Consider the following 24,954-nt stretch of genomic DNA (forward strand, 5'->3'; position numbering starts at 1 on the left):
TGCGCTAGAGCCCTGTGCGCCATCGATTGTGTAGGAAGTTGTCCATGTCCGTTCGTCCCGAACCCCGTCCCGGCGTGATGCAGATCGACGCCTATGTGCCCGGCAAGAGCAAGGCCGCAGGGGTTTCGAAGATCTACAAGCTTTCCTCCAACGAGACGCCGCTCGGCCCGTCGCCGAAGGCCATCGAGGCGGTCAGGACGTTCGACCAGCTCGAACTCTACCCGGACGGTTCGGCCACGAGGCTGCGCGAGGCGATCGCCGCGAAATACGGCCTCGATCCCGCCCGCATCGTCTGCGGCGCGGGCTCGGACGAACTGCTCAGCTACATCACCAATGCCTATGTGGGCCCGGGCGACGAAGGCGTCTTCTGCGAGCACGGCTTTCTCGTCTATCGCATCGCGATCCTGGCCGCCGGCGGCACGCCGGTGGTGGCCGAGGAGAAGAACTACCGCACGGACGTGGATGCGATCCTGGCGAAAGTGACGGACAGGACGAAGATCGTCTTCCTGGCCAATCCCAACAACCCGACCGGCACCTATATTCCCTTCGACGAGGTCAAGCGCCTCCATGCGGGCCTTCCCTCGAATGTGGTGCTGGTGCTCGACGCGGCTTACGCCGAATACGTGCGCCGCAACGACTACGAATCGGGTCTCGAACTCGTCGCCACCGCCGAGAACGTGGTGATGACGCGCACCTTCTCGAAGATCTACGGCCTGGCGAACCTGCGCATCGGCTGGATGGTGGCGCCTGCGCATATCGTCGATGCGGTGAACCGCATCCGGGGGCCCTTCAACATGAACGGCCCCGCGATGGCGGCCGGAATCGCGGCGGTCCAGGACGACACGCATGTGGCGAAGGCGGTCGAGCACAACGCGCAATGGCTCGAATGGCTCACCCGGGAGATCGAGACCCTGGGGCTGAAGGTCACGCCGAGCGTCGCCAACTTCCTGATGATCCATTTCCCCGACGAGCCGGGCAGGACCGCGCAGGACGCGGATGCCTTCCTGTCGGGCCGGGGCCTGATCCTGCGCCGGATCGATGCCTACGGCCTGCCCCACGCCCTGCGCCTGACCGTGGGCAGCGAGGAGGCGAACCGCCTCGTCGTCGAGGCCCTGCGCGATTTCGTGAATGAGGCTAGAAATGCCTGAGCGTCTCGGACCGCCCCTCGAGAAGCCGCTATTCGACCGCATCGCGCTGATCGGCCTCGGCCTGATCGGCTCGTCGATCGCCCGCGCCGCGAAGCATCTCAACCTGGCCGGCAGCGTCGTCGCCATCGACCGAAGCGAGGAGGTGGTGGCGCGCGTGCGCGAGCTTGGGATCGCCGACGAGGCGACGACGGATCCGGTGGCGGGCGTGCAGGGCGCCGACCTCGTGATCCTGTGCGTGCCCGTGGGCGTCTGCGGGGCCGTTGCCGAAGCCGTGAGGCCGGGATTGAAGCCCGGCTGCATCCTGTCGGACGTGGGCTCCGTGAAGGCTTCCGTGGTGGGACAGGTTCAGCCCCACCTGCCCGAGGGCGTTCACTTCGTTCCGGCCCATCCGGTGGCGGGCACGGAGCATTCGGGCCCCGATGCGGGCTTCTCGACGCTCTTCCACAACCGCTGGTGCATCCTCACGCCGCCGGAGGGCACGGACGAGCAGGCGGTCGAGCGCGTGCGCGCCTTCTGGACCGCCATGGGCTCGAACGTGGAGGTCATGAGCGCCCAGCACCACGATCTCGTGCTCGCCATCACGAGCCATGTGCCGCATCTGATCGCCTACAACATCGTGGGCACGGCGGCGGATCTGGAGACCGTCACTCAAGGCGAGGTGATCAAGTTCTCGGCCGGCGGTTTTCGCGACTTCACGCGCATCGCCGCGTCCGATCCCACCATGTGGCGCGACGTCTTCCTGCACAACAGGGAAGCGGTGCTCGAAATGCTGGCCCGCCTCAACGAGGACATCGCGCTGCTCGCCCGCGCCATCCGCTGGGGCGAGGGCGACAAGCTGTTCGATCTCTTCACCCGCACGCGCGCCATCCGGCGCGGCATCATCTCGTCGGGTCAGGAAACGCCCGAGCCCGATTTCGGGCGGCGGCGCGAGGACAAGCCGTAACCCGGCCGAGGGCGATCGGCCGTCATGGACCTCTCGTCATGACCCTCCCGTCATGGCCGGGCATGTCCCGGCCATCGACGTCCTGGAAACACCGCGCTTCAAAAACGTGAATGCCCGGCTCAGGGCCGGGCATCACGATGCGGCATGGGCCGTGCCGCTCAATAGAGCGGCTGCAGCCTGAAATTGGGAATCACGAAGGGCCCCATCGCCAGAAAGCCGTTGTTGAGGGAAAGCGGCGGCAGCTGGGCCACTGGGGGCTGAGCGCCGGTCTTGTCCCGGGCGCGCGGATTCTGCCCGAGCAATGCGCCCAGAAGAGCCCCGCCCGTGCGATTGCCCGTGATGTTGCCGATGAGGCCGTCGAGGCCCGCCGCGGCCACGTTGAGCTGGCCCGCGGGGCGGTGCTCCCCGTCGAGATTGAGCTGGCCCTTCGCCTCCAGGCGGCGCGGTCCCTTGGTCACGGACAGCATCAGCACGTCGAGCACGCCGCCCGCGCCGCGCCAGCGCTCGAGTTCCTGGGCCAGGGGCCGGCCCTGAAAATCCGCCGTCTGGGTCGCGGTGGCATCCGCGTTCAGGTCCGTGAGCTCGGTGCCGCCGATGAGCGCGTCGAGCTGGGGGATGCTCGCCTGCTTCACCGACAGGGCGGCGTCATAGGCGTTCTCGGAGGCGCGGGAGGGATTGGGCCTCAGGTGAAGTTCCAGATGCTGGCCGGAGGTTGCGATCTCCTGGGGCAGCAGCCCCGTCACCGTGACCTTCGGCGCGTTCGCGGCGATCGAAAGGCGCTGGAGCCCGGCCTGGGAGGCGTGGATGCTCGCCTGCAGCAGATCCCAGCGGCCCTGCACCGTCACCTTGCCGTCGCTCACATGCAAGGGGCCCGCGACCTCGGCGATCACGAGGCGCGGCTGATACACCTGGGCGATGGCTTCCGTGCGCCCGAAGGAGGCGGTCACCGCCCCCTGCTTCAGGGAAAGGGCGCCGCAGACGATCTCGATGCGGAAGGGGTACCCGGCGATGGTGCGGTCCGTGCAGGTCCAATGGCGGCCGATGCGCTTTTCCGACACGATCCAGGCATCGAGCGTCTCGGCCGCGCGGTTGCGGATCACGAACCACGCCACGCTCCAGGCGGCGGCGACGAGAAGCAGCAGAATGAGGGGCGTATAGAGCCAGAAGCGGCTGTGACGTCCGCTTTCCGCCGGGATGGCCTCGGCCATGCAAGATCTCCTGTTGTGCGGCTGCTTCGTAACTGGTAGCGCCGCGGAGGAAAAGTGGTCTTCGCTTTTCCGGGAAGCAGGCGGCTTAAAAGGCAAAGCAGGCAAGGTTCGGGCAGGGGAACGATGACGGACGGCTCGGAGGATCTGTGGGTTTTCGGCTATGGCTCCCTCATGTGGAGGCCGGGTTTTCCCTTCGCCGAACGCCGCCACGCGCATCTGTTCGGCTATCATCGGGCGCTGTGCGTTCTCTCCCATGTCCATCGCGGGACGCCCGACAATCCAGGTCTCGTGCTCGGCCTCGACCGGGGCGGACGCTGTCACGGCGTCGCCTTCCGGGTCCTGAAGGAGGAGGCCCGGTCGACCGTGCATTACCTTCGCGAACGCGAGCAGGCCACGAGCGTCTATCTGGAGCGGCACCTGCCCGTGCGCCTCGACGACGGCCGCGCCGTCACGGCCTTAGGGTATGTGGCCGACCGCAAGCATGAGCAATATGCGGGAACCCGCGTCTTCGAGGAGGTGCTTTCCCTGGTGCGGCAGGGGAAGGGAATATCGGGCGCCAATCCCGACTACGTCCGCTCGACCCATGAGCATCTCCTGGGCATGGGCGTGGTCGATCCGCTGATGGAGCGGATCGTCGCGGCGCTCGATCAGGAGGCCTGATCGGCATTCTCGCGCAAATCGGCCAGGATTTCGCGGCGGCGCGCCTCCGTGTCGGCGAGGCGGTGGATATGGAGTTCGTTCGCGCCGCGATCCCGGGCCCGGTCGAGCCACCGGGAGCGGGTTTCCACGCTCGGCTCGTCGCCCGCCAGAACCGATTCGACCACGTGAGCGGTGCCCGTCTCGTCACGGCTGACGGCGAGGATCACCGCGTCGGTAACCTCCAGCAGTTCCGTCAGGTCGAGGGCATGCACGCCGACGATGTAGCGGCGGCCCGACAGGCCGCGCCAGGAGCTCAAGGTGGCGGATGACCGAAGCCCCGCCGTTGCTCTCAACCGTTCCTCGCGCACGCCAGCCCTCCGCATCCGGTCGTTGCGGAGATCCCGCATGGCCGTGTTCCAGGATATGGTCCGTTTGTTCGCCATTTGTTCTTATATATAGGAAGGACGATGCGCGCCGTCAAGATTGGGAAAGCTTAGCAGTATCAGATATTTGAAGCAGGAGCCGCGGGTGTCTAGAGCATCGGACCCAAAAGTGGATCTGCACTTTTGGGTCCGATGCTCTCTTTTTAGATGAGCGCATCGTTTGAGCGGCCCGCTGGGTCCGCTCAAACGATGCGCTAGGCCGAATCGGGAAGGCCGAGTTCCCGTCGCCCTTCGGCCAGCAGCCGGTTCGAGGAATCCTCGATCTCCGTCTGAACGCGCCTGAAGAAGTCCTCGCGGGGCAAGCCGGGCGCGATGGGGTCGAGAATCTCGACGCGAATCGTGCCGGGTCGGCGGATGAACTGGCGGCGGGGCCAGTAGAGGCCCGAATTCAACGCGACCGGAACGCAGGGGAAGCCGAGGTTCTGGTAGAGGTGCGCCACCCCGTATTTATAGGCGGCGGGCGCTCCCGGAGGACGGCGCGTGCCCTCGGGGAAGATGATGATCTGGCGGCCGTGCCGGGCTTCCTCCTTCGCGCGGGCCGTCATCTGCACGAGCGCCTGGGACCCCGCCTTGCGGTTCACCGGCACGCATTGCGCCTTGCGCAGATACCAGCCGAAGAAGGGGATCCACATCAATTCGCGCTTCAGGATGAAGGTCGGATCGTCGAAGATCGTCAACAACGCGAAGGTTTCCCAAAGGGATTGGTGCTTGGCCGCCACGAGGGCGCCGCCTGCCGGGATTTTCTCCGCCCCGCGGACCTCGACCTTGGTGCCGGCGAGGACCCGCAGCAGCCAGAGGGACACGTGCGCCCAGACCTGGACCAGCCTCAGGAAACCCCGGCGGGGCACGAAAACGGCCGGGATCAGAATGATCAGCCACAGGACGAGGTTGGCGTAGAAGGCGACGTTGAAGAGCAGGGAGCGGACGAACAGCATGGCTTCGCGAAAAGGAAAAGCGGAGCAGCAGACTCCGCGGGCGGCGCACCTTAGCGCATCGTGCGGAAAAGTGGACCCGTTTTTCCGGCGCGGGCATGGGGCAGGCGCGTGGGGTGGGAAGGCCAGGAACTTTGGATGTGCGGCGACAATGCCGGCTTCAGCGCCGGCTTCAGCGCCGGCTTCAGCGCACGGTCGTTTCGGCGTTCGCCCGCTGGCTGGGGGCGCCGCCGCTGATGAGGTGGGCGACGGACGAACGCTCCGGGTCGTCCTCGAAGCGGGTGCGAAGCCAGACGGCCAGGAACTTCAGGTATTCGGACGCCAGGATCTTGGCCGTTGTCGGATTGCGCCACCACTCGTGCGGATCGATGGTCGCCGCGACCGGATAGGGAATTTTCTGCAGGTTCGGCAGAGCGTGATCGAGTTCCACCATGGTGCGGGGCATATGGTAGTTCGACGTCACGATGATGATCGTGTCGAACCCGTTCGCCTCGGCCCAGCGGCGCGTCTCGATGGCGTTGCCGATGGTGTTGCGGGCCCGGTAGTCCAGATCGACGCAGCAGGCGAAGAGCTGCCGCTGGCCGGGATTGAGGCGGGAAATTTGATCCCGGCTGGTCTTCTCGTTGACGCCCGAGATCAGGAGACGCTTCGCATAGCCTTTCGCCAGGAGGTCGATGGCGTCGCCGATGCGCTGCGCGCCGCCCGTCAGGGCCACGATGCCGTCGGCCCGCGTCTCGGGCCGCTGCTCGAACCGGTCGAGGCTGTAGACGAAGGCGAGGAAGCCGAAAAAGCCCAGGAGGCAGCAGGCCACGAAGCTCCAGGCTCCGATGCCGAGGAGGCGCCGGGTCAAGGAGCGTCTCACGGGAGGTGCGTGATCACCATGCATTGTCCAGCGCCAGCCCAGGGCCTCGGCAGGTTCCATCGTGTCCGGCGTCGCCCAGTTCTGCGTCGGCCAAGTCTGCGTTCGCGAGCTCATCCTGGGCGATGATAGGGGTGAATGCGGCAATGGAGAGGCAGCCCTCTTTATCCACGGAAAACGGTCACAGGTAACTGAAGATCAACCATTTCCGTTAAGAAAACGTCTCACCGTGAGCCGCGACACGATGCCTGTGACCAGCGCCACCAGGAGCGCGATCAGGATCACGACCACATAGCCGGTCCAGCTGATGCTGAAGGCGCCGAACAGGGCCTCGATCTGGTCGCCTGCCGGGCTGGCGCGCCAGGAACGCGTGATCAGGCCGAGCGCGACCGTCAGCGCGAGCGCCGCTCCGGCCCCAACCGCGCTGCCGCGCAGGCCGAGCTTGAAGAAGCGACGCTGGAACTCCTTGGCGATGAAGTCGTCGTTCGCGCCCACGAAATGGAGCACCTCCACCACCTCCTTGTTGCCCGCCATGGCTCCCCGCGTGGCGAAGACGACGGCAAGGCCCACCGCCACGAGCACGAGGGCGACCAGGAAGATGCCGATGCCGATGATCGTGTTGGCCATGGTCGAGAGGCGGGACACCCAGAGCGCATGATCGTCGAGAGTCGCGCCCGGAACCTCCTTCTGGAGGCTCTGGCGCAGCGGCCCGAAATCAGGCCGCGCATCCTCCTTCAGCTTGATGACGATGAGGCGCGGCACGGGCAGATCCTTGAAATCGAGGCCGCTTCCGAGCCACGGCTCGAGGAGACGCTCGGATTCCTCCTTCGTGAAGGCCTGCGCCTGCTCCACCCCTTGCGTCTGGCGCGCCAGGGCAACCGCCCGGGCGACGTCGTTGTCGATGGCGCGCTGGGGATTGGGGCGGATCTGAATGGTCACCTCGCGGGCGATCTCCGAGCGCCATTGCGCGGAGCTGGCGGCGACGAGCTCCGCCCCGCCCGCGCAGAGGGCGGCCAGGAAGGCCAGGATCGCGATGACCGCGGCGAGCGCCTGCCCTCCGGCCGAATCCACAGGCACGAGAGGCGCGTTGCGGCTCAACGAGGCGGGCACCGAGCGTTTCTCGCTTCCCTTCGCTTTGTCCCGGGCGGCCTTCCTCAGGTGGGGTTGGGGGGCGCTCATCCGGCTCACTCGTCGATATGCAGCCTGCCGTCGCCGAGCACGAGGCGGCGGACGTTGAGCTGATCCATGAGGCTGAAATCGTGGGTGGCGATCACCACCGAGGTTCCGAGGCGGTTGAGTTCGATGAACAGGCGCAGCAGGCGCCGGGCGAGGGAGGGATCCACGTTGCCGGTGGGCTCGTCCGCGAGCAGAAGGTCGGGCCGCACGATGAGCGCGCGGGCGATGGCCGCGCGCTGCTTCTCGCCGCCCGAGAGCACCGGCGGCAGCATGTGCATGCGGTCTCCGAGGCCGACCCAGCGCAGCAATTCCACGACCTCGGCGCGATAGCTCGATTCCTCCTTGCCCTGGACCCGCAGGGGCAGGGCGACGTTCTCGTAGGTCGTCAGATGATCGAGCAGACGGAAATCCTGGAACACCACGCCCATGCGCCGGCGAAGCCCGGTCAACTCGTCCTTGGAAATCCGGGAGACGTCCTCGCCGAAGAGGGAGATCAGCCCGCGCGTCGGCTTGACCGAGAGCAGGATGAGGCGAAGCAGGGTGGTCTTGCCCGCGCCCGAGGGACCCGTGAGGAACTGGAAGGAGTTCGGCTCGATGGAGAAGGTCAGGTCGCGCAGAACCTCGGGCCCCATGCCGTAACGCACGCCCACATTCTCGAAATGCACGGACGGAGCCGCCGCGCTGTCGTCGAATTCCTCGTCGTAATAGGCTCTCACGCGCGCCTGAATCCTCCTGGAGAAGCTGGCGAAGTGACGGACTTGAGACGTCGGTCACGGGCGATTCGCCCCGTTATCGCCCCGCCATGGTTAGCAAGCCATAAACTTGCGGGCAGAGGACGCAAAGCGAAGCGTTCGTGGAACATTGACGCAGGATCCGGGTAAAGGGCTTCAAAGGCGCGGAATCGCCGGAAAAATCATTAAGTCCGTTTGACTTCCGCGCTCCGCCATGATCGACAGGCGAGAGACTTTTGAGTGTTTCCGTGAATTTTCTGGACTGACAGACGATGACCGTTGCCCACCGTATCCGGGTTCTCTTCGACGAAGACACCATCGCCAAGCGCAACGAGTCGCTGGCGAAGGAGATTGCAGACGCCAAGCCGGAGAATCTGCTCGTGGTCGCCGTCCTCAAGGGCAGCTTCATGTTCGCGGCCGACCTGATCCGGGCCCTGCACCGGACGGGCCTCGAGCCGCAGGTGGAGTTCGTGCACCTGTCCAGCTATCTCGACGGAACCGTCTCCTCAGGGCAGGTCGCCATTCTTCGCGACGTGGAGAGCGACGTGCGCGGCCGGGACGTGTTGATCGTGGACGATATTCTCGAATCGGGCCGCACGATCACCTTCGCCAAGGACCTGCTGATGGCCCGCGGCGCGAAGAGCGTGAAGACCGCCGTTCTCCTGGAAAAGCCCGGCAAGCGCGCCGTGAGCATCGATCCTGACTATGTCGGCTTCACCTGCCCCGACGTGTTCGTGATCGGCTACGGCATGGACGTGGCCCATTCCTACCGTCAGCTGCCGTTCGTCGGCGTTCTCGACCGCCACGACACCAATCCGGACCTGTTCGACAAGCGGGACTAGAGCATCGGGCGCAAAAGTGGGCACCGGTTTTGCGTGAAAAGATGCTCAGGCAAGGAGAGCATCGGGCGCAAAAGTGGGCACCGGTTTTGCGTGAAAAGATGCTCAACGACAGAGACTGACAGCATCGGACGTGGGTTCGATGTCACGTCCGATGCTGTCGTCAGCCGTTCATCTGCCAGACCGCCCCGTTCAGGGCGGTCGCGAACAGCACCCAGGCGAGATAAGGCGCGAGCAGGAGGGCCGCGATCCGGTCGAGCGGCCGGAAGGCGCGCATCGTCGCCAGGATCGCGGCGACCAGGGCCAGGATGACGATAAGGCCCGCGGCCGGGCTGTGCGCGCCGAAGAAGGCGAAGGACCACAGGCAGTTCAGGGCCAGCTGCACGAAGAACATCGCGACGGCGCCGGAGCGGGCGGGGGTCTCCCTCGGCAGGGACAGGATGCGCCAGAGCGACAACGCCATCAGCCCATAGAGCAGGGTCCATGCGATCGGAAAGGCCCAGTTCGGCGGCGTGAAGCCCGGCTTTTCCAGACCGGCATACCAGCCGGGAATGTTCGGGCCCGTGACGAGGCTTCCCGCCACCCCGACGGCCACGACCGGGAGCACCGCGATCAGGAGCTTCCGGAAAGGCGGCGTTGCATGGCTGCCCGGCATCGTTTTATCTGTCCGCATCCTCGAAGTTCCTTTATGTCGGCTGCATCTTTTCCAGATCTTTTCCAGATCTTTTCCAGGTGACGAAACCAGTCACGCTTTTGGAGGTTCCCCCATGTCGTCGTCGCGTTCCCCTTGGTCGAAGCGCAGCCTGACCGCCCAGGCGATGGGCCATGTGGATCCCCTCACGAAGGCGATCGTGCCTCCGATCCATGTGGCGACCACCTATATCCGCGACGAGGACAACGGCTATTCCTCCGGCTATGTCTACGGCCGCCCGGACAACGCCACGATCCGCGAGGCGGAGGAGGTGCTGGCCATGCTGGAGGAGGCGGAAGCCGGCGCTCTGCTGTTCTCCTCGGGAATGGCGGCGGCCACCGCCGTGTTCCAGGCGCTCGATCCCGGCGATCACATCGTCGCCTCCAAGGTGATGTACTGGGCCCTGCGCAGCTGGCTGATGACGGAGGCCGTCCGCTGGGGGCTTCACGTCGACTTCGTGGAGACGGACGATCTCGATGCCGTGCGCGCCGCCGTGATCCCGGGCCGCACCAAGCTGATCTGGGCCGAGACGCCGTCCAATCCGCTCTGGACCGTCACCGACATCGCGGCCGTGGCCGGGATCGCCCACGCGGCGGGGGCGCGGCTGGCGGTCGATTCCACGACCGCCTCACCGATCCATACGCGGCCGCTGACCCTTGGCGCCGACATCGTGATGCATGCGGCCACGAAGGTGCTCAACGGTCATTCGGACGTGGTGGCGGGCGCGCTCGCGGGCGCCAAGGCCGATGCGTTCTGGGCGAAGGTCGCCTCCATCCGCAAGATGCAGGGCGCGATCCTCGGCCCCTTCGAGGCCTATCTGCTCATGCGCGGCATGCGCACGCTCCATGTGCGCGCGGCGGCTCAGGCGAAAAGCGCGCTCGACCTCGCGCAGCGCTTCTCCGCGCATCCGAAGGTGGCGCGGGTGCTCTATCCCGGCCTGCCCCAGCATCCCGGCCACGACATCGCCAGCCGGCAGATGGAAGGCGGCTTCGGCTATATGCTCTCCATCCAGGTTGCCGACGGAGAGGCCTCCGCGATCAGGACGGCCGCGCAGGTGCGCCTCTGGAAAAGGGCCACGTCGCTGGGCGGCGTCGAGAGCCTCATCGAGCACCGCGCCTCCATCGAAGGCCCCGGCACGCCTTGCCCGCCGGACCTCCTGCGCCTGTCGACCGGCATCGAGGACGTGGAGGACCTTTACCGCGACCTCGACGAGGCGCTCAGGGCATCCTGAGACCATTCCTCCCGTCATGATTCTCTCACGTCGCGGCCGGGCGTGCCCCGGCCATGACGATGCGGATGGATCCTCGTCCGCGCGGGATGACGGAGGGGGGCCGCCGCCCGGATCCTTGAGCCGGCTATCTTGATCCTGTCATAAAAGTTGTGCTCTCCTCTGCTTTAGGAACATCGTTCCATAAGGGGAAGCCGTCCATGACAACGTCGATCACTCGCCGCCGCGTCCTTCAAACCGGCGTGGCCGCCGCCGCTCTCACCGGCCTGCCGCATTTCGCCTGGGCGGCCGGCCCGGCGGTGAAGCTGCGCATCCTGGAGACCACCGATCTCCACGTGAACATCTTCCCCTACGACTACTATCGCGATGCGCCCGACGACACGGTCGGCCTGGCGCGCACGGCGACTCTCGTGAAGGCGGCACGGGCCGAGGCGAAGAACAGCCTGCTCTTCGACAACGGCGACATCATCCAGGGCTCGCCGCTCGGCGATTACGTGTCCTATCGCAAGGGCATGAAGAAGGGCGACGTGCATCCCATCGTGGCCGCCATGAACACCCTGAGCTACGATTGCGGCACGCTCGGCAATCACGAGTTCAATTACGGCCTGGAATTCCTGCAGAACTCCCTGGGGGCTGCGAAATTCCCGGTCGTCTGCGCCAACGCGATCAAGGCGGACGGCGAAACGCTCTACAAGCCCTGGCTCGTTCTCGACCGCGAACTCGTCGACGAGTCGGGCGCGAAGCAGAAGCTGAAGATCGGCGTGATCGGCTTCGTGCCGCCGCAGATCGTCCAGTGGGACAAGGCCAATCTCGACGGCAGGGTCACCACCATCGATATCGTGGATGCGGCGAACAGGCATGTGCCCGATCTGAAGAAGGCGGGCGCCGACATCGTCGTCGCGCTCTGCCATTCCGGCATCGCCGGCGGCGAGCGCAAAGGGGGCGAGGAGAACGCGGCGCTCCATCTCGCCAAGGTCGACGGCATCGACGTGATCCTCACCGGCCACCAGCACTTCGTGTTTCCCGGCGGCAAGGAGTTCAACAATATCGACGGTGTCGACGTGCAGAAGGGCACGCTGCACGGCAAGCCCGCCGTCATGGCCGGCTTCTGGGGCAGCCATCTCGGCGTCATCGACCTCGATCTCGTGAAGGACGGGGATTCCTGGAAGGTCGCGCAGTTCCGCACCGAGGCACGTCCGATCTACGACCGCGTCGACCGCAAGGTGGTGGCGAAGGTGGATCCGGAAGCGGGCGTGCTGGCCGCCACCCAGGCCGATCACGATGCGACGCTCAAATACGTGCGCGAGCCCGTCGGATCCACGGCGGTTCCGATCCACTCCTACTTCTCCCTGGTCTCCGACGACGCATCCGTGAAGCTCGTCGCCGAGGCGCAGGCCTGGTACGTCGCGGATCAGCTCAAGACCTCGCCCTTCAAGGATCTGCCGATCCTCTCGGCGGCGGCTCCCTTCAAGGCGGGCGGCCGCGGCGGCCCGAACTACTTCACCGAGATCAAGCCCGGTCCGCTCGCCATCAAGGACATGGCGGATATCTACATCTATCCGAATACGATCCGCGTCGTGAAGGTGACGGGCGCGCAGGTGCGCGAATGGCTGGAGCGGTCCGCCGGCATCTATAACCAGATCGATCCGGCGAAAGGCGGCGAGCAGGACCTCGTCAACGCGAAGTTCCCCGCCTACAACTTCGACGTCATCGCGGGCGTGCAGTACAAGATCGATCCGACCCAGGCCTCGCGCTACGACGACAACGGCAAGGTCGTGAATGCCGATGCGCACCGCATCAAGGACCTGACCTACAACGGCAAGCCGGTGGCGGAGGATCAACAGTTCCTCGTGGTGACGAACAATTACCGCGCCGGCGGCGGCGGCAACTTCCCCGGCAACGATGGCACCACCATCGTGTTCGAGGCGCCCGACCTCACCCGCGATGCGATCATGCGCTACATCGTCGAGAAGAAGGAAGTCGCGCCGAAGGCCGACGGCTCCTGGTCGCTCGCCGTGCCCGCGGGCGTCACCATGACCTTTACCACCGGCCCGAACGCCGCCGCCTATCAGCCGGCGGGCATCAAGGTCGAGAAGATGGGCGATGCTCCGGAAGGGTTCGTCAAATACCGCGTCGCCGGTTGATTGTCCCGAGAGGGTGACGTGGAGCGGCCGGGCTCAAGCCCGGCCGCTTCCGTTTAGAGCATCGGACGCAAAAGTGGCACCGGTTTTGCGTGAAAAGATGCTCAAGACCAGAGACTGACAGCATCGGATGTGGGTTCGCTGTCACGGCCGATGCTGGAGCGCCATGCGTCCTTGTGTCCAGCACTCGCTTGTGAGGCAATTCTGCCAGGGCGCAGAAGGGATTCCAGGATGTGGTCGGTCAGCCGAATCGGGTTTGATGAATATTTGTTCATCGTCAAGACTATAATGAGGCTTGTCGCTTTGTTAAACCGATTGAATTCGAATGAACTACGTACATCTCCCGGTTTAAGATTATATTCTTTGTTGAAATATGCCTTTCCAGTCTCGGAACATCGCTGGTGCGCTCGTTTGTCTTCTTGTCTCCGTCTCCGCGGCTCAGGCGCTTGAGGACGGCGGCGGACTCACGGCCGAAAGCCAGCCTTGGACGATCGACGATGTCGCGGCGAGCCGCGCGAAAGCGCCAGGACGCGCCTTTTCGCTGAGCCGCACCCAGACATGGGCGAGCGGCCTCGTTCCCTCGCGCATCCCCGCCTTCACGCCATCCCCCGTCGACAGGACCCTCGGGGCGAAGCTGCGGCCCTTTCACGACTGGAATTTCCTGATCGGCACGGAGCTCACCCGCGGCGGCGGGGAGAGCGGGTTCCTGTCGTCGAAGGCGATGTGGGAATCGTCCTGGTCGCAGGATGTGGAGCGCTTTGGGGGGCTTACATTCGGCCTCTCGACGACGGGCTCCGTCAGCAACGCACAGGCCGATTATCTCCAGTCGTTCAGCGGGAGTCTGAACCTGCCTCTGGAGCTGCCTTTGAACGCATGGGACCTGGAGCTCCGGTTCTCGCCCAACATGAACGTGGATGTCTCGAAGGGAGCTCTCAGCTCGAATCTGATGTCGGAGCTCGTCGGGAAGACGGTGCTCAGCCCTCAGAACGGGGCGTTCCGATCGGTGCTCGACGTGTCGGTCGGGTATAATCTCGCCCCCGATGCGCGCCCGGCCGCATCGGCCCGGATGCAGCTCACGATATCGCCGAATCTGTGACGAGAAACCGCGTCGCCCGTCAGGGGAGCGTGATCACGTCGTTGGGGTTGGGGTGCGGCTCCTCGTCGAGGCGCCTCTGCTTCGCGGCCAGGATGGTTCCGTTCAGTTCGCCGCCGAACAGAAAAATCGCCCCCAGCGTGTAGAGGAAGATCAGCGCCACCATGGCGGTGGCGAGGCCGCCATAGGTGGACGCGTAGGCGCCGGGATAATAATCGAGATACCAGCTGAATCCGAAGCCTCCGAGGAGCCACAGGACGAGCGTGACGCAGACGCCCGGCACCACGGAGCGGAACGCGCGGCGCCCGGCCGGAACGAGCTTGTGGGCCATCGTCAGCCCGGCCACGATGATCAGGGTTGCGATGCCCAGGCGCAGGAACCCGACCAGGGCGTCGAACGGCTCGAGAGCGGGCAGCCACCGCAGGACCCCGCGCCAGATGAAGGGCCCGAGGACCACGAGCAGAGCCATGGCCATGAGCACGAAGGCTCCGCCGATCACGAAGGCGATGGATTCGAGCCGCGTCAGCCACCAGGCGCGCGTTTCGCGCACGTTGTAGGCCCGGTTCAGGCCGACCCGGAGGCTCTCCACGCCGCTCGAGGCGAAATAGAGGGTCAGAACGACGCCGAGGGTCAGGACGTCGCTGCGCCGTCCCGTCAGGATGTTGTGAACCTCTCCCGCGATCGGACCGGCGATTTCACGCGGCCAGGCTTCGAGGATGAGATCCGCCACCTCGTCGGCCAAACTGCCCGTGCCGAAGACGCTCGCCAGGGCCGTGACCAGGATGAGGAAAGGGAAGAACGAGGTGAGCACCGACAGCGCGATATGGCTCGCGATCGCCCACGCATCGTGCAGCACGAATCGGTTCATCGTGATCGCAAGCAGTTCGAGGAAAAGACGCAGACGTTTCAAAGGCAGGGCTCCAGACTGCTGGAGATGGTGTGGCGGAGGGCAGGCGAGGCAAGGCTCGTTGCTTGGTTCATCGCTTGGTCCATCGCTTGGTCCATCGCTTGGTCCATCGCTTGGTCTTGGCGCAGACTTTGCCCGAACCCTCTTAAACGGCAAAGCTGCCGTTCGTTCCGTCCTGCCCCCGCCGGCGTCCTAGCTCGGTCCGATCCATGCATGTCCCGTGATGGGTTTCCAAGGGAAGGCCCGTGTCAGATTCTCGGCCGTTGTCGACCGAAAAACCGGTTCTTCCGCGCCGCCTCGCCGATTTCGGCGCTACCCGGCTAAAGCATGGCTGTGCTCGGGCGCGCGGCTCGGCTAGAGGAGCGGCCATGAAAAAGCGGAATTGCGATTTCGGAATCGGTCCGACGCTCCCCTCTCTCAAGTGAGCTCATCGTCGATGCGGACCTTCGGTTCCGCAGGATGCGCCAGGATTACTGCCGATGCTGACCCGCCTCGCTCCCCCTCTCTTCGTGCTCATCTGGGCCACCGGCTTCATCGTCGCGCGGATCGTGGCGCCCCATGCCGAGCCGCTCACCTTTCTGCTGGTGCGCTACGTGCTGGCGCTGCTGGTGCTCGGCGGAATCGTCCTGGCGGTGCGTGCGCCCTGGCCTCGCCGCCCCCGTGAATGGGGGCAGGCCATGGTGGCGGGCGTCCTCCTGCACGGGTTCTACCTCGGCGGCGTCTTCTGGTCGGTGAAACATGGGCTGCCGGCGGGCATCTCCGCCCTCGTCGCGGGGCTGCAGCCCCTGGTGACGGCCGCTCTGGCCGGGCCTCTTCTCGGAGAGACCGTGACCGGCCGCAAATGGGCCGGGATCCTCACCGGGCTTGCCGGCGCATCCCTCGTGGTCGCGCCCAAGATCGGCGACGGCGGTGTGCCGCCTCTGGCGCTCGGGGTCTGCTTCTTCGGCATGCTGTCGATCACCCTCGGGACGATCTGGCAGAAGCGGACCGGCCACACCCTGGACCTGCGCGTGAATGCCCTGGTGCAATATGTGGGGGCTGCCCTTGTGACCCTGCCTCTCGTTCTGCTGCTGGAGGAGGGGCGAATCGAATTCACGCCGCCGCTCATAGGGGCGATGGCCTGGGCCGTGCTCGGCCTGTCCGTCGGAGCGATCGGGCTTCTGCTCTACCTGATCCGGCAGGGCGCGGTCGTGGGGGTGGCGACGCTGCTTTATCTCGTTCCGCCCGTGGCCGCCCTCATGGCTTTCGCCCTGTTCGGCGAAACCTTGAGCCTCGTGCAGATGATCGGCATGGTCCTGGCCGCAACGGGGGTCGCCGTAGCGAGCCGCAGCTGAACAGGGCAAAAAAAGGCCCCGGGTTTCAGGATCCGGGGCCGATCTCTCACGATGTTACTTCGTGATCTTCACGGAAACCGGATCGCTCGCCGGAAAGGTCTCTTCCACGCCTTCATCGAGCTTCTTGTCGAGGGACTTCTTGGAGTTTTCCGGCAGCTTGTCGTCCTTCGGGATCGTCTTGCCGGCCGATTTGTCCTGCTTGTTGTGAATCTTCTCGTTCATGTCATGTCTCCAGGGATTGAAGAAACCTTGGGGCTTGAGGAAACCTTGTCCTGGTGACAACGCGGCAGAACGGGCATCGATCCCGCCCGTTATGGAAAAGGCGACGCTTTCGCGCCGCCTCGTCCGATTAACGCTGGCCCTGCTGCTGGTTGACGAAGTAGTCGAAGGGCAGCTCCGCGATGCGGAACCAGGTCAGCTCCTTGTCGCGGAACGCATTCCAGTTATCGAAGACCTTCTTGAACTTCGCATTGGAAGCCGCGATCTCGTTGTAGACCTTGAAGGCTTCCTTGTAGCTCTGCTCCATCACGTCCTTCGGGAAGGCGCGAAGCAGCGCGCCCTGCGCGACCAGACGGCGGATCGCCTCGGCGTTCTGGGCGTCGTACTTGGCCATGCACAGCGCATTGGCCTCGGCGCAGGCGGCTTCGAGAATGGCCTTGTAGTGGGCGGGCAGCGAATTCCACTTGTCCATGTTCACATAGACGGATGGCTGCGCGCTTCCTTCCCAGAAGCCCGGATAGTAGTAGTACTTCGCGACCTTCACGAAGCCGAGCTTCTCGTCGTCATAGGGACCGGAGAACTCCACGGCGTCCAGGGTGCCGCGCTCGAGAGCCGGATAGATGTCGCCGCCCGCGAGAACCTGCGGCACCACGCCGAGCCTGGCCATGATCTGGCCGCCCATGCCCGCGATGCGCATTTTCAGGCCCTGCAGGTCGGCAACGGAATTGACCTCCTTCCGGAACCAGCCGCCCATCTGCGCGCCGGTCTGGCCGGCCGGGAAGGAGATGACGTTGTAATCCTTCAGGAATTCCCGCACCAGTTCGAGGCCGCCGCCGTAATACATCCAGCCATTGTGCTGGCGCACGTTCAGGCCCCACGGCACCGAGGTGTCGAACATGAAGGTCGGATCCTTGCCGATGTAATAGCTCGACAGGGTGTAGCCGCATTCGACGGTGCCGTCCTGCGTGGCGTCGAGCACCTGCAGGCCGCTCACGATCTCGCCGGCTGCGAAGACCTGGATCTGGAACTTGTTGTCGGTCGCGGCGGCCACGCGCTTGGCGACCATCTCGCCGGCGCCATAGAGCGTATCGAGGCTCTTGGGATAGCTCGACGCCATGCGCCAGCGGATTTCCGGCTGCGACTGCGCGATGGCCGGGGACGCGACGGCGCCGGCGGCGGCGGCGAGACCGGCGCCTTTGAGAATCTTTCTTCTATCCATGGGGAGTTTCCTCGTCACTTCATTGCATGAAAGCCGGATCGGGCTGGAACGATGCATAGAGCGCGAGGCTGCCGGCTGTCACTCCATCTTCCGTCTGACGAGCCGATCGGGAGAGGACGAAGGCGTAACGAGATCACCCCGGAGGCGCGACGCCTCCAGGGTGATCATGACATCCTGGCCAAAACCGTCAGCGCTTTTCCGAGCCGCCCTTCTTGGCGAGGGGACGCCGATCCTGCCCTTCGCCGACGACGTTGCCCGGAGCGGGCACGCGCTTGCGCGAGGCCGCGCCGCCGCTCATCCCGATAGGCCCCGTCTCGTCGGCGGTCTGCGCCGAACGAGGAGCGGGGCTCTTGTTCGCCGTCGTCGAGACGCCCTCGGCGATCTCCTCGTTCGACAGCGTGAATCCGGCGTCGTCATCCTCCTGATCGGGCACGTCCTTGAACGAGCGGATGCCTGCGTTGGAGCCGCTGGTGACGCGTCCGTCGTCCACATGATCGATGTCGAGATCGGGATCGATCTTCTTCGAGGCGCCCATCACGCCGGTGGCCTTGGCTGCCGCGCGCTTGGTGTTGCCGACATCGTTGCGCTGGGTCGGACCTGCAATGAAAGTGTCGCCGCCCTCTTCCTGAACCACCTCGTTCAACACCTCGTCGACCGGGGGCTCCGGCGGGTATCCGCGCTTGTCTCGCGCCATCGGATATTCCTCTTCTCGATTCTCCGGCGGGCCCGGACGCGGCCCGCGCCTCCTCAGGCAACGACCTGTCGAAAGAGGGGTTCCGGCCTCGCGGGGCAAACGGGCGGAGCCGGAAATCCTCAGCGGCCAAGTCCTTTTTGTTAGCGGCCAAGTCCTTTTTGTTAGCGGCCAAGCCCCTTTTGAATGTCTTCGAGCAGCGCGATGTGCTCCTTGATCTGCCCACGTGCGAGCTTGGCGATGTTGATCATTTCGCGATTGCCGGAATTCTGCAGATAGTCCTCCTGCAGCTTCAGCAGCTTCTGGTGTCCTTCGATCTGCATGCCGACATATTCGCGATCCAGAGCCGCGCCGGGCTGCGCTTTCGAGAGTCGCTCCATGGCGACCGAATCCGCCTGCGACAGCTCCGGCGCGGTTGATGCGGAACCCTGCGCGCCCGTGGTCGTCGATGCGGTCGCGGCAGGATCGGCGAAGGAATGCAGGACGTCGGTGAGGGTGTTCTGCTCGCCGATCTCGAACTCCGCAAATTGTTTCACACGCGGATCCTGGGCCTTCGACAGGGCGAAATTCGACTGCTGGAGCGAGACAGTGCTCAATGCGAGCGCCTGCTGAACGTATTGGCCGTCTTCCTGCGATTGCCGCTGCCCCTGCGCGGCGGGAGCGCCGTTGGCCTGTCCTTGACCCATATGGCTCCGCGTATCCTGAGGCGCGCCTCCCGCTTGCGTGCGCTGCTGGCGCTGGTCGGCGCCTTGTCCGAGCGCCTGATTGGGGTGGGTTTCGGCAGGCTGCGGCGTCACGGGATAGGGGATCGCCTGGTTCTGCTGCTGAGCAAGGGCCGGGAGGGCAAAGGCAACGGCGATGCCGGCGATCACGGCGTGGCGGACGGACATGGGTTTCTCCCGCGAGGGCGTGGGCTTCTCCCGCGAGGGCGTGGGCTTCTCCTGCGAAGGCATGGGCTTCTCCTGCGAAGGCATGGGCTTCTCCTGCGAAGGTCTGTCGGGGCGAACGCTCGCGAACGCCTTTTGTTCGAGAGAGGATCGGGTGAGGAACGAAGTCTGCCCAGGCGCGTCCATTGTAGAGAACATCGTAAGACACCGACGGTGGGGAAGCGTGATGCAGGATCGGATAACGCGCGTGATCATGCTGGCGGTCGCGGTGCTGCTCGCGATCCTCGTCGTTCAGCCCTATGTGGACTCGTATCTCTTTTCCGCACGCACGCCGCGTCCGGTCGTGGCGCGCGGCGACCTGTCGGAGCTCGAGCGTTCGACGATCCAGGTCTTCGAGACCGTGGCGCCCTCGGTCGTACAGGTGGTCAGCCTGTCGCAGCGCAGCCCCAGGGCGGAAGCGGAGCCGTCCGAGTCCGGAACGGGCTTCATGTGGGATGCGGCCGGGCATGTGGTCACCAATGAACATGTGGTGGCCAGCGGCTCGGGTTTCGTCGTGCGCCTCGCCTCCGGCGAGGTGCTGCCCGCCGAGGTCGTCGGGCAAGCGCCCAACTACGATCTCGCGGTGCTGCGCCTCAACAGCCGGAGCGGTCTGCCGCCGCCCGTGGCGGTGGGTAGCTCGGCGGATCTGAAAGTGGGTCAGACGGCCTACGCCATCGGCAATCCGTTCGGCCTCGATCAGTCGCTCACGACCGGCATCATCAGCGCGCTCAAGCGGCGGCTGCCCACCAGCGGCGGGCGCGAGATCGCGGGCGTGATCCAGACCGATGCCGCCATCAACCCCGGTAATTCCGGCGGTCCGCTGCTCGATTCGGCTGGGCGGTTGATCGGCGTCAACACGGCGATCTACTCGCCGTCCGGAACGAATGCGGGCATCGGCTTCGCCATTCCCGTGGACGTGGTGAACCGGGTCGTCCCCGAACTCATCCGCGAGGGGAGGGTTCCCACGCCCGGAATCGGCATTCTCGCCGCCGACGAGACCGTGGCGGCTCGGCTCGGCGTAACAGGCGTCATCGTGGCCGGCGTCGCGCCGGGATCGCCCGCGGAACAGGCCGGCCTGCGCGGGGTCAACCCGGCCGTCGGGGCGATCGGCGACGTCATCGTCGGTGTCGGAGACGAGCCCGTGCGGCGCCTGTCCGACCTCACGGACAGCCTCGAGCGCGCCGGCGTCGGACAAACGGTTGCCCTGAAAGTGATGCGTAACGACAGCACCCGCACGGTCGAGGTTCGCATCGTGGATATCGGCCAGGAGCCGTCGCAGCCGCGCAGACCTTGAAGACGCGTTGTCGGGCCGTTTATCTTGAGCCGGCGCGGCAACCATCGCGCTTGTGCCCCGTTAGCCATTGAATCGTTATCCAGCGGAGGAGCGAATGAGTCTTGAAGGCGCCGAGAGCAGCATTCTGGTGCAAAGCTCGAATGTCGATCTGGGAGATGCGTTTCCCGAGTTCGCCAGGACCAATATCCGCCAGGTGGCCGGGAAGTATTTCGGACGGCTGAGCAATGCGTCCGTGTATGTGAGCCGCGAGGGCATCACCTATCGATGCACGGTGAATATCCAGATGGGCGCACTGAAGGTGATGACCGGCGAGGCCAAGAACAAGGAGGTCTATGCCGCGTTCCGTCAGGCCCTGCAGAAAGCTGCCAAGCAGCTTCGCCGCTCCAAGCGCGAGCTTCGCGAGGACAAGGCGGAACGTATCGACAAGGATGTGGTCCTGCGTGAAGGCGCCCGGGCGCCTGCTCGAGACGAGGACGAGTTCCAGGCGGCTGCGGAATAGGCCAGGTCGTGCCTGAAATCCCACGCGCCTGAAATCCCACATGCCGGGTCGCAGACCCATCGTTATCCTCATCCCGGGGCCGCGAAGCGGAGCCCGGGATCCCATAACGGCCGCCGATGCCGAAGCGAGTGCAACGGCACCTGCCGCCCCGGTCCCCGCCATGGCGTGTTCATGGACGTGTTCATGGACGTGTTCATGGTTCCCCGCCGCCGTGGGGATGACCGAATACGGGCTTCCGCTCACCGATGTCGGAACCCGACTCAAAAAGATCTTACAGTCGGCCTTCTGATGCAAAAGCCCCGCAATGTCTGCGGGGCTTTCATGTCGCTGCCGTCAATAGGTTCAGTTCAGCCGCACGCCCTCAGGCGGACGTTCCGCCGTCTTGGCCACGGTGGCGTTGCCGATGGCCAGGCCCATCGGGCCCGCATGCACGGGCACGGTCTCGCCGTCCTTGATCTCGCCGGCGAGGATGGCCTCGGCGAGCGGATCCTGCACGTTCTTCTGGATCACGCGCTTCAAAGGCCGGGCGCCGTAAGCCGGGTCGTAGCCCTTCTCGGCGAGCCACTCGCGGGCATCCTCGTCGAGCTGCAAGGTGATCTTGCGGTCGGCGAGCAGCTTCTGCAGGCGGTTCAGCTGGATGTCGACGATGGCTCCCATCTCCGAGCGCTTCAGGCGGTGGAAGAGGATGATCTCGTCCACGCGGTTGAGGAACTCGGGCCTGAAGTGCGAACGCACCACGCCCATGACTTCGTCGCGCACCGCGTCGGTATCCTGGCCCTCGGGCTGGTTGACCAGATATTCGGACCCCAGATTCGAGGTCATGATGATGAGCGTGTTGCGGAAGTCCACGGTGCGGCCTTGTCCGTCCGTGAGGCGGCCGTCGTCGAGCACCTGCAAGAGAACGTTGAACACGTCCGGATGCGCCTTCTCGATCTCGTCGAACAGCACCACCTGATAGGGCCTGCGGCGGACGGCTTCCGTCAGGGCGCCGCCTTCCTCGTAGCCCACATAACCGGGAGGCGCGCCGATGAGCCGGGAGACCGAGTGCTTCTCCATGTATTCCGACATGTCGAGGCGCACGAGCGCGGTCTCGTCGTCGAACAGGAAGGCCGCGAGCGCCTTCGTCAGCTCGGTCTTGCCGACGCCCGTGGGGCCGAGGAACATGAACGAGCCGATCGGCCGGTTCGGATCCTGCAGGCCCGCGCGGGCACGGCGCACGGCGGTCGAGACCGCCTCCACCGCTTCGCGCTGGCCGACGACGCGCTTTCCGAGATCCTGCTCCATGTGCAGCAGCTTCTCGCGCTCGCCTTCGAGCATCTTGTCGACGGGCACGCCCGTCCAGCGGGAGACGACCTGCGCCACGTGGTCGGGCGTCACCGCCTCTTCCATCAGGCCGCCGCCATCCGCCCTGGCTTCGACTTCGGCGAGCTGCTTCTCGAGGCCCGGAATGACGCCGTAGGAGAGCTCGCCCGCCTTCGCCCAATCGCCGTTGCGCTGGGCTGCCGCCAGCTGATTGCGGGCTTCCTCGAGCTTCTTCTTCAGGTCGGCGGCGGTACCGAGCTTGTCCTTCTCGGATTTCCAGCGCGCCGTGATGGCGGCGGACTGCTCTTCCAGATCCGCGAGTTCCTTCGTGAGGCGCTCGAGGCGATCCTTGGAGGCGGCGTCCGTCTCCTTCTTCAGGGCCTCCTGCTCGATCTTGAGGCGCACGATCTCACGGTCGATGTTGTCGAGCTCCTCCGGCTTCGAATCGACCTGCATGCGCAGGCGCGACGAGGCCTCGTCGACGAGGTCGATGGCCTTGTCCGGCAGGAAGCGGTCGGTGATGTAGCGGTTCGACAGGGTCGCTGCCGCGACGAGCGCCGAGTCGGTGATGCGCACGCCGTGATGCTGCTCGTACTTTTCCTTCAGGCCGCGCAGAATCGACACCGTATCCTCGACGGTGGGTTCGCTGACGAAGACCGGCTGGAAACGGCGGGCGAGCGCGGCGTCCTTTTCGACGTGCTTGCGATACTCGTCGAGCGTGGTTGCGCCGACGCAGTGCAGCTCGCCGCGCGCCAGTGCGGGCTTCAACAGATTCGAGGCATCCATCGCGCCGTCGGCCTTGCCCGCGCCGACGAGCGTGTGCATCTCGTCGATGAAGAGAATGATGCCGCCTTCGGCCGCGGTCACCTCCTGCAGAACGGCCTTGAGGCGCTCCTCGAACTCGCCGCGATATTTCGCGCCCGCGATCAGCGCGCCCATGTCGAGGGCGAGCAACTGCTTGTCCTTCAGGGATTCGGGCACGTCGCCGTTGACGATGCGCAGCGCCAGGCCCTCGACGATGGCGGTCTTGCCGACGCCGGGCTCGCCGATGAGAACCGGGTTGTTCTTGGTGCGGCGCGAAAGGACCTGGATCGTGCGGCGGATTTCCTCGTCGCGGCCGATCACCGGATCGAGCTTGCCCTCGCGGGCCGCTTCGGTGAGGTCGCGCGCGTATTTCTTCAGCGCATCGTAGGCGTTCTCCGCCGTCGCGTTGTCGGCCGTGCGGCCCTTGCGCAAGGTATTGATCGCGGCATTGAGACCCTGAGCCGTCACGCCGGCCTGGGCGAGAATCCTGCCGGCCTCGCTGTCTTTCTCGACCGCCAATGCCAGCAGCATCCGCTCGACGGTCACGTAAGAATCGCCTGCCTTCTCGGCGGCTTTCTCGGCGGTGTCGAAGAAGCGCATCAGCTCGCGCGTCGCCTGCGGCTGCGCGGCGGAGCCGGAAACCTTCGGCTGCTTGGCGAGCCATTGCTCGACTGCCGCATGCGCATCACGCGAGCGTCCGCCCGCCCGGTCGATGAGACCGGCGCACAAGCCTTCAGGATCGTCGAGCAGAACCTTCAGGACATGGCCCGGAGAGAGCTGCGGATGCCCTTCCCGCATGGCCAAGTTCTGCGCAGCCTGGACGAAACCCCGGGCACGCTCGGTGTATTTTTCAAAATTCATCGTGTCATCCTCCTCAGATCCGCCCGCCCTCTTCGGAGGCACGGGCCGACCCTGCGATGTCGGACCTTCGCCGGGAAGCATCCGCTGTACCTAAGGTGGGAATATCGATCCGGAACAACAAGAGGGGAACCCCGTTCGGGCCCTCGCATTGACCCTGCAAGCAGTTCCAACGGATTGAAGGAGGCTTCCATGTCGCGCGACCCGCGCTCAGATGCCGAGAAGGCCCGCGCCGACCTGGCGCGCAATGCCGAGCTGGGGCTCGCCGTGCCGGAGAGCCCGCTGGAGGAGCGGCCTTCGGTGACTCCCCAGACCTTCGGCGACACCACCGAGAACGGGCGTGTGCTTCGCGACGAAGAGGGCCCCATGGCCGTCGACGTGGGTCAGGAGATCGGTGATTCCACCGGCACCATGAAGACCTCCCGCGACATTCCCGAGAACCGTCAGAACGTCGATACCCCGCCCACGCATGGCAGCGATCGCAGCGATGGCGTGCTCTCGCGCGCAAAGGAGTGATTCATCATGGGATTTTCCGATCTTCTCGCCCGTTTCAACCCGAAGAAGCGTAAGGCCGAACAGGCCCGTCAGGAGCTCATGGCCAATGCCGAGAAAGCATTGCGCATGAAGCAGGAGGCCGGGTCCACGGCCAACATTCCCGAGCACCAGACCTCACATGAGGGCATGCAGAATGACCCGCATAAGGTCGAATTCGATCGGTCCGGCGGACGCGAGGCAGGCTTCACGCCCCAGCTGAAGCGCTCGAAGGTCGCCCGCTCTGGAGATGCTTCGTAGTCGACGCCATCGTCCCTTATGCCGTTTTTCGGGATCCC

Annotated in this window: 25 protein-coding genes; 12 read left to right on the plus strand and 13 right to left on the minus strand. The window is 65.3% G+C overall.

Translation table 11 applies throughout. The features are described from left to right. The first annotated feature begins 38 nt into the window (after nt 1-38). Together hisC and RE429_RS03240 are read left to right on the plus strand one after the other, a co-directional pair. Nucleotides 39-1,148 (plus strand): histidinol-phosphate transaminase, encoded by a 1,110-nt coding sequence (gene hisC / locus RE429_RS03235; RefSeq protein WP_414472944.1) that lies wholly within the window; start codon nt 39-41, stop codon nt 1,146-1,148. Beyond that, nucleotides 1,141-2,091: a prephenate/arogenate dehydrogenase family protein gene (locus RE429_RS03240; protein WP_414472945.1), complete on the plus strand. Its 951-nt coding sequence runs from the start codon at nt 1,141-1,143 to the stop codon at nt 2,089-2,091. Before hisC ends, RE429_RS03240 begins: the two co-directional genes overlap by 8 nt. A 158-nt stretch (nt 2,092-2,249) precedes the next feature. Here the strand turns inward: RE429_RS03240 and RE429_RS03245 are convergent, their stop codons facing one another. Then, nucleotides 2,250-3,299, minus strand: coding sequence for a DUF2125 domain-containing protein (locus RE429_RS03245; RefSeq protein WP_414472946.1), 1,050 nt, complete (start codon nt 3,297-3,299; stop codon nt 2,250-2,252). A 123-nt stretch (nt 3,300-3,422) separates the two neighbouring features. Here RE429_RS03245 and RE429_RS03250 point away from each other — a divergent pair, with 123 nt between their 5' ends. Further along, a complete protein-coding gene (locus tag RE429_RS03250) occupies nt 3,423-3,959 on the plus strand; it encodes a gamma-glutamylcyclotransferase (RefSeq protein ID WP_414472947.1) in 537 nt (178 codons plus the stop codon). Here RE429_RS03250 and RE429_RS03255 read toward each other — a convergent pair. The 5 genes from RE429_RS03255 to RE429_RS03275 all read right to left on the minus strand — a co-directional run bounded on the left by RE429_RS03255 (nt 3,947) and on the right by RE429_RS03275 (nt 7,980). Then, the gene (locus RE429_RS03255) at nt 3,947-4,345 is read right to left on the minus strand and encodes a hypothetical protein (protein ID WP_414472948.1); all 399 of its coding nucleotides are present in this window, start codon (nt 4,343-4,345) and stop codon (nt 3,947-3,949) included. The genes RE429_RS03250 and RE429_RS03255 overlap by 13 nt on opposite strands. Nucleotides 4,346-4,575: 230 nt before the next feature. After that, nucleotides 4,576-5,316: a lysophospholipid acyltransferase family protein gene (locus tag RE429_RS03260; protein WP_414472949.1), complete on the minus strand. Its 741-nt coding sequence runs from the start codon at nt 5,314-5,316 to the stop codon at nt 4,576-4,578. 181 nt (nt 5,317-5,497) lie between these two features. Beyond that, complete coding sequence (locus RE429_RS03265; protein WP_414474290.1) at nt 5,498-6,235, minus strand: YdcF family protein; 738 nt, start codon at nt 6,233-6,235, stop codon at nt 5,498-5,500. 135 nt (nt 6,236-6,370) lie between these two features. Then, entirely contained in the window at nt 6,371-7,351 is a 981-nt protein-coding gene (locus RE429_RS03270; RefSeq protein WP_414472950.1) for a cell division protein FtsX, read from the minus strand. A gap of 5 nt (nt 7,352-7,356) precedes the next feature. Further along, nucleotides 7,357-7,980: a cell division ATP-binding protein FtsE gene (locus tag RE429_RS03275; protein ID WP_414474291.1), complete on the minus strand. Its 624-nt coding sequence runs from the start codon at nt 7,978-7,980 to the stop codon at nt 7,357-7,359. A gap of 371 nt (nt 7,981-8,351) precedes the next feature. On the opposite strand from RE429_RS03275, the gene hpt reads away from it, so the two are divergent. Continuing rightward, nucleotides 8,352-8,921 (plus strand): hypoxanthine phosphoribosyltransferase, encoded by a 570-nt coding sequence (hpt, locus tag RE429_RS03280; RefSeq protein WP_414472951.1) that lies wholly within the window; start codon nt 8,352-8,354, stop codon nt 8,919-8,921. A gap of 160 nt (nt 8,922-9,081) precedes the next feature. On the opposite strand, the gene RE429_RS03285 is transcribed toward hpt, so the two are convergent. After that, nucleotides 9,082-9,591 carry a TspO/MBR family protein gene (locus RE429_RS03285; RefSeq protein ID WP_414472952.1) on the minus strand — a complete coding sequence of 170 codons (510 nt, stop codon included), beginning with the start codon at nt 9,589-9,591 and terminating at the stop codon, nt 9,082-9,084. A gap of 94 nt (nt 9,592-9,685) precedes the next feature. Here RE429_RS03285 and RE429_RS03290 point away from each other — a divergent pair, with 94 nt between their 5' ends. The 3 genes from RE429_RS03290 (at nt 9,686) to RE429_RS03300 (ending at nt 14,074) form a co-directional block, all read left to right on the plus strand. Further along, nucleotides 9,686-10,840, plus strand: a complete 1,155-nt coding sequence (locus RE429_RS03290) for a trans-sulfuration enzyme family protein (protein ID WP_414472953.1) — start codon at nt 9,686-9,688, stop codon at nt 10,838-10,840. Between the two features lie 197 nt (nt 10,841-11,037). After that, nucleotides 11,038-12,981 carry a bifunctional 2',3'-cyclic-nucleotide 2'-phosphodiesterase/3'-nucleotidase gene (locus RE429_RS03295; protein WP_414472954.1) on the plus strand — a complete coding sequence of 648 codons (1,944 nt, stop codon included), beginning with the start codon at nt 11,038-11,040 and terminating at the stop codon, nt 12,979-12,981. A gap of 370 nt (nt 12,982-13,351) precedes the next feature. Beyond that, nucleotides 13,352-14,074: a hypothetical protein gene (locus RE429_RS03300; RefSeq protein WP_414472955.1), complete on the plus strand. Its 723-nt coding sequence runs from the start codon at nt 13,352-13,354 to the stop codon at nt 14,072-14,074. Nucleotides 14,075-14,093: 19 nt separating this feature from the next. On the opposite strand, the gene RE429_RS03305 is transcribed toward RE429_RS03300, so the two are convergent. After that, the gene (locus RE429_RS03305; RefSeq protein ID WP_414472956.1) at nt 14,094-14,981 is read right to left on the minus strand and encodes a YihY/virulence factor BrkB family protein; all 888 of its coding nucleotides are present in this window, start codon (nt 14,979-14,981) and stop codon (nt 14,094-14,096) included. A 476-nt stretch (nt 14,982-15,457) separates the two neighbouring features. Between RE429_RS03305 and RE429_RS03310 the strand changes: the two genes are divergently transcribed. Further along, nucleotides 15,458-16,312, plus strand: a complete 855-nt coding sequence (locus RE429_RS03310; RefSeq protein ID WP_414472957.1) for a DMT family transporter — start codon at nt 15,458-15,460, stop codon at nt 16,310-16,312. Nucleotides 16,313-16,366: 54 nt separating this feature from the next. Here RE429_RS03310 and RE429_RS03315 read toward each other — a convergent pair whose 3' ends face one another. The 4 genes from RE429_RS03315 to RE429_RS03330 all read right to left on the minus strand — a co-directional run bounded on the left by RE429_RS03315 (nt 16,367) and on the right by RE429_RS03330 (nt 19,415). After that, nucleotides 16,367-16,534, minus strand: coding sequence for a hypothetical protein (locus tag RE429_RS03315; protein WP_414472958.1), 168 nt, complete (start codon nt 16,532-16,534; stop codon nt 16,367-16,369). 127 nt (nt 16,535-16,661) lie between these two features. Next, nucleotides 16,662-17,750: a TRAP transporter substrate-binding protein gene (locus tag RE429_RS03320; RefSeq protein ID WP_414472959.1), complete on the minus strand. Its 1,089-nt coding sequence runs from the start codon at nt 17,748-17,750 to the stop codon at nt 16,662-16,664. Nucleotides 17,751-17,937: 187 nt separating this feature from the next. Next, complete coding sequence (locus RE429_RS03325) at nt 17,938-18,444, minus strand: hypothetical protein (RefSeq protein WP_414472960.1); 507 nt, start codon at nt 18,442-18,444, stop codon at nt 17,938-17,940. Nucleotides 18,445-18,605: 161 nt separating this feature from the next. Continuing rightward, nucleotides 18,606-19,415 (minus strand): DUF4142 domain-containing protein, encoded by an 810-nt coding sequence (locus tag RE429_RS03330; protein WP_414472961.1) that lies wholly within the window; start codon nt 19,413-19,415, stop codon nt 18,606-18,608. 139 nt (nt 19,416-19,554) lie between these two features. Here RE429_RS03330 and RE429_RS03335 point away from each other — a divergent pair, with 139 nt between their 5' ends. Beyond that, on the plus strand, nt 19,555-20,661 hold the full coding sequence (locus RE429_RS03335) for a S1C family serine protease (RefSeq protein WP_414472962.1): 1,107 nt from the start codon (nt 19,555-19,557) through the stop codon (nt 20,659-20,661). Between the two features lie 94 nt (nt 20,662-20,755). After that, on the plus strand, nt 20,756-21,160 hold the full coding sequence (gene hpf / locus RE429_RS03340) for a ribosome hibernation-promoting factor, HPF/YfiA family (protein ID WP_414472963.1): 405 nt from the start codon (nt 20,756-20,758) through the stop codon (nt 21,158-21,160). A 342-nt stretch (nt 21,161-21,502) separates the two neighbouring features. On the opposite strand, the gene clpB is transcribed toward hpf, so the two are convergent. Next, nucleotides 21,503-24,127, minus strand: a complete 2,625-nt coding sequence (gene clpB, locus RE429_RS03345; protein ID WP_414472964.1) for an ATP-dependent chaperone ClpB — start codon at nt 24,125-24,127, stop codon at nt 21,503-21,505. Between the two features lie 189 nt (nt 24,128-24,316). Here clpB and RE429_RS03350 point away from each other — a divergent pair, with 189 nt between their 5' ends. Both RE429_RS03350 and RE429_RS03355 read left to right on the plus strand, forming a co-directional pair. Next, nucleotides 24,317-24,640: a hypothetical protein gene (locus RE429_RS03350; protein WP_414472965.1), complete on the plus strand. Its 324-nt coding sequence runs from the start codon at nt 24,317-24,319 to the stop codon at nt 24,638-24,640. A 6-nt stretch (nt 24,641-24,646) separates the two neighbouring features. Continuing rightward, nucleotides 24,647-24,916, plus strand: a complete 270-nt coding sequence (locus RE429_RS03355) for a hypothetical protein (protein ID WP_414472966.1) — start codon at nt 24,647-24,649, stop codon at nt 24,914-24,916. The last annotated feature ends 38 nt before the right edge of the window (nt 24,917-24,954 follow it).

It is taken from the genome of Microvirga sp. M2 (assembly GCF_047497095.1).
Taxonomy (GTDB): Bacteria; Pseudomonadota; Alphaproteobacteria; order Rhizobiales; family Beijerinckiaceae; genus Microvirga.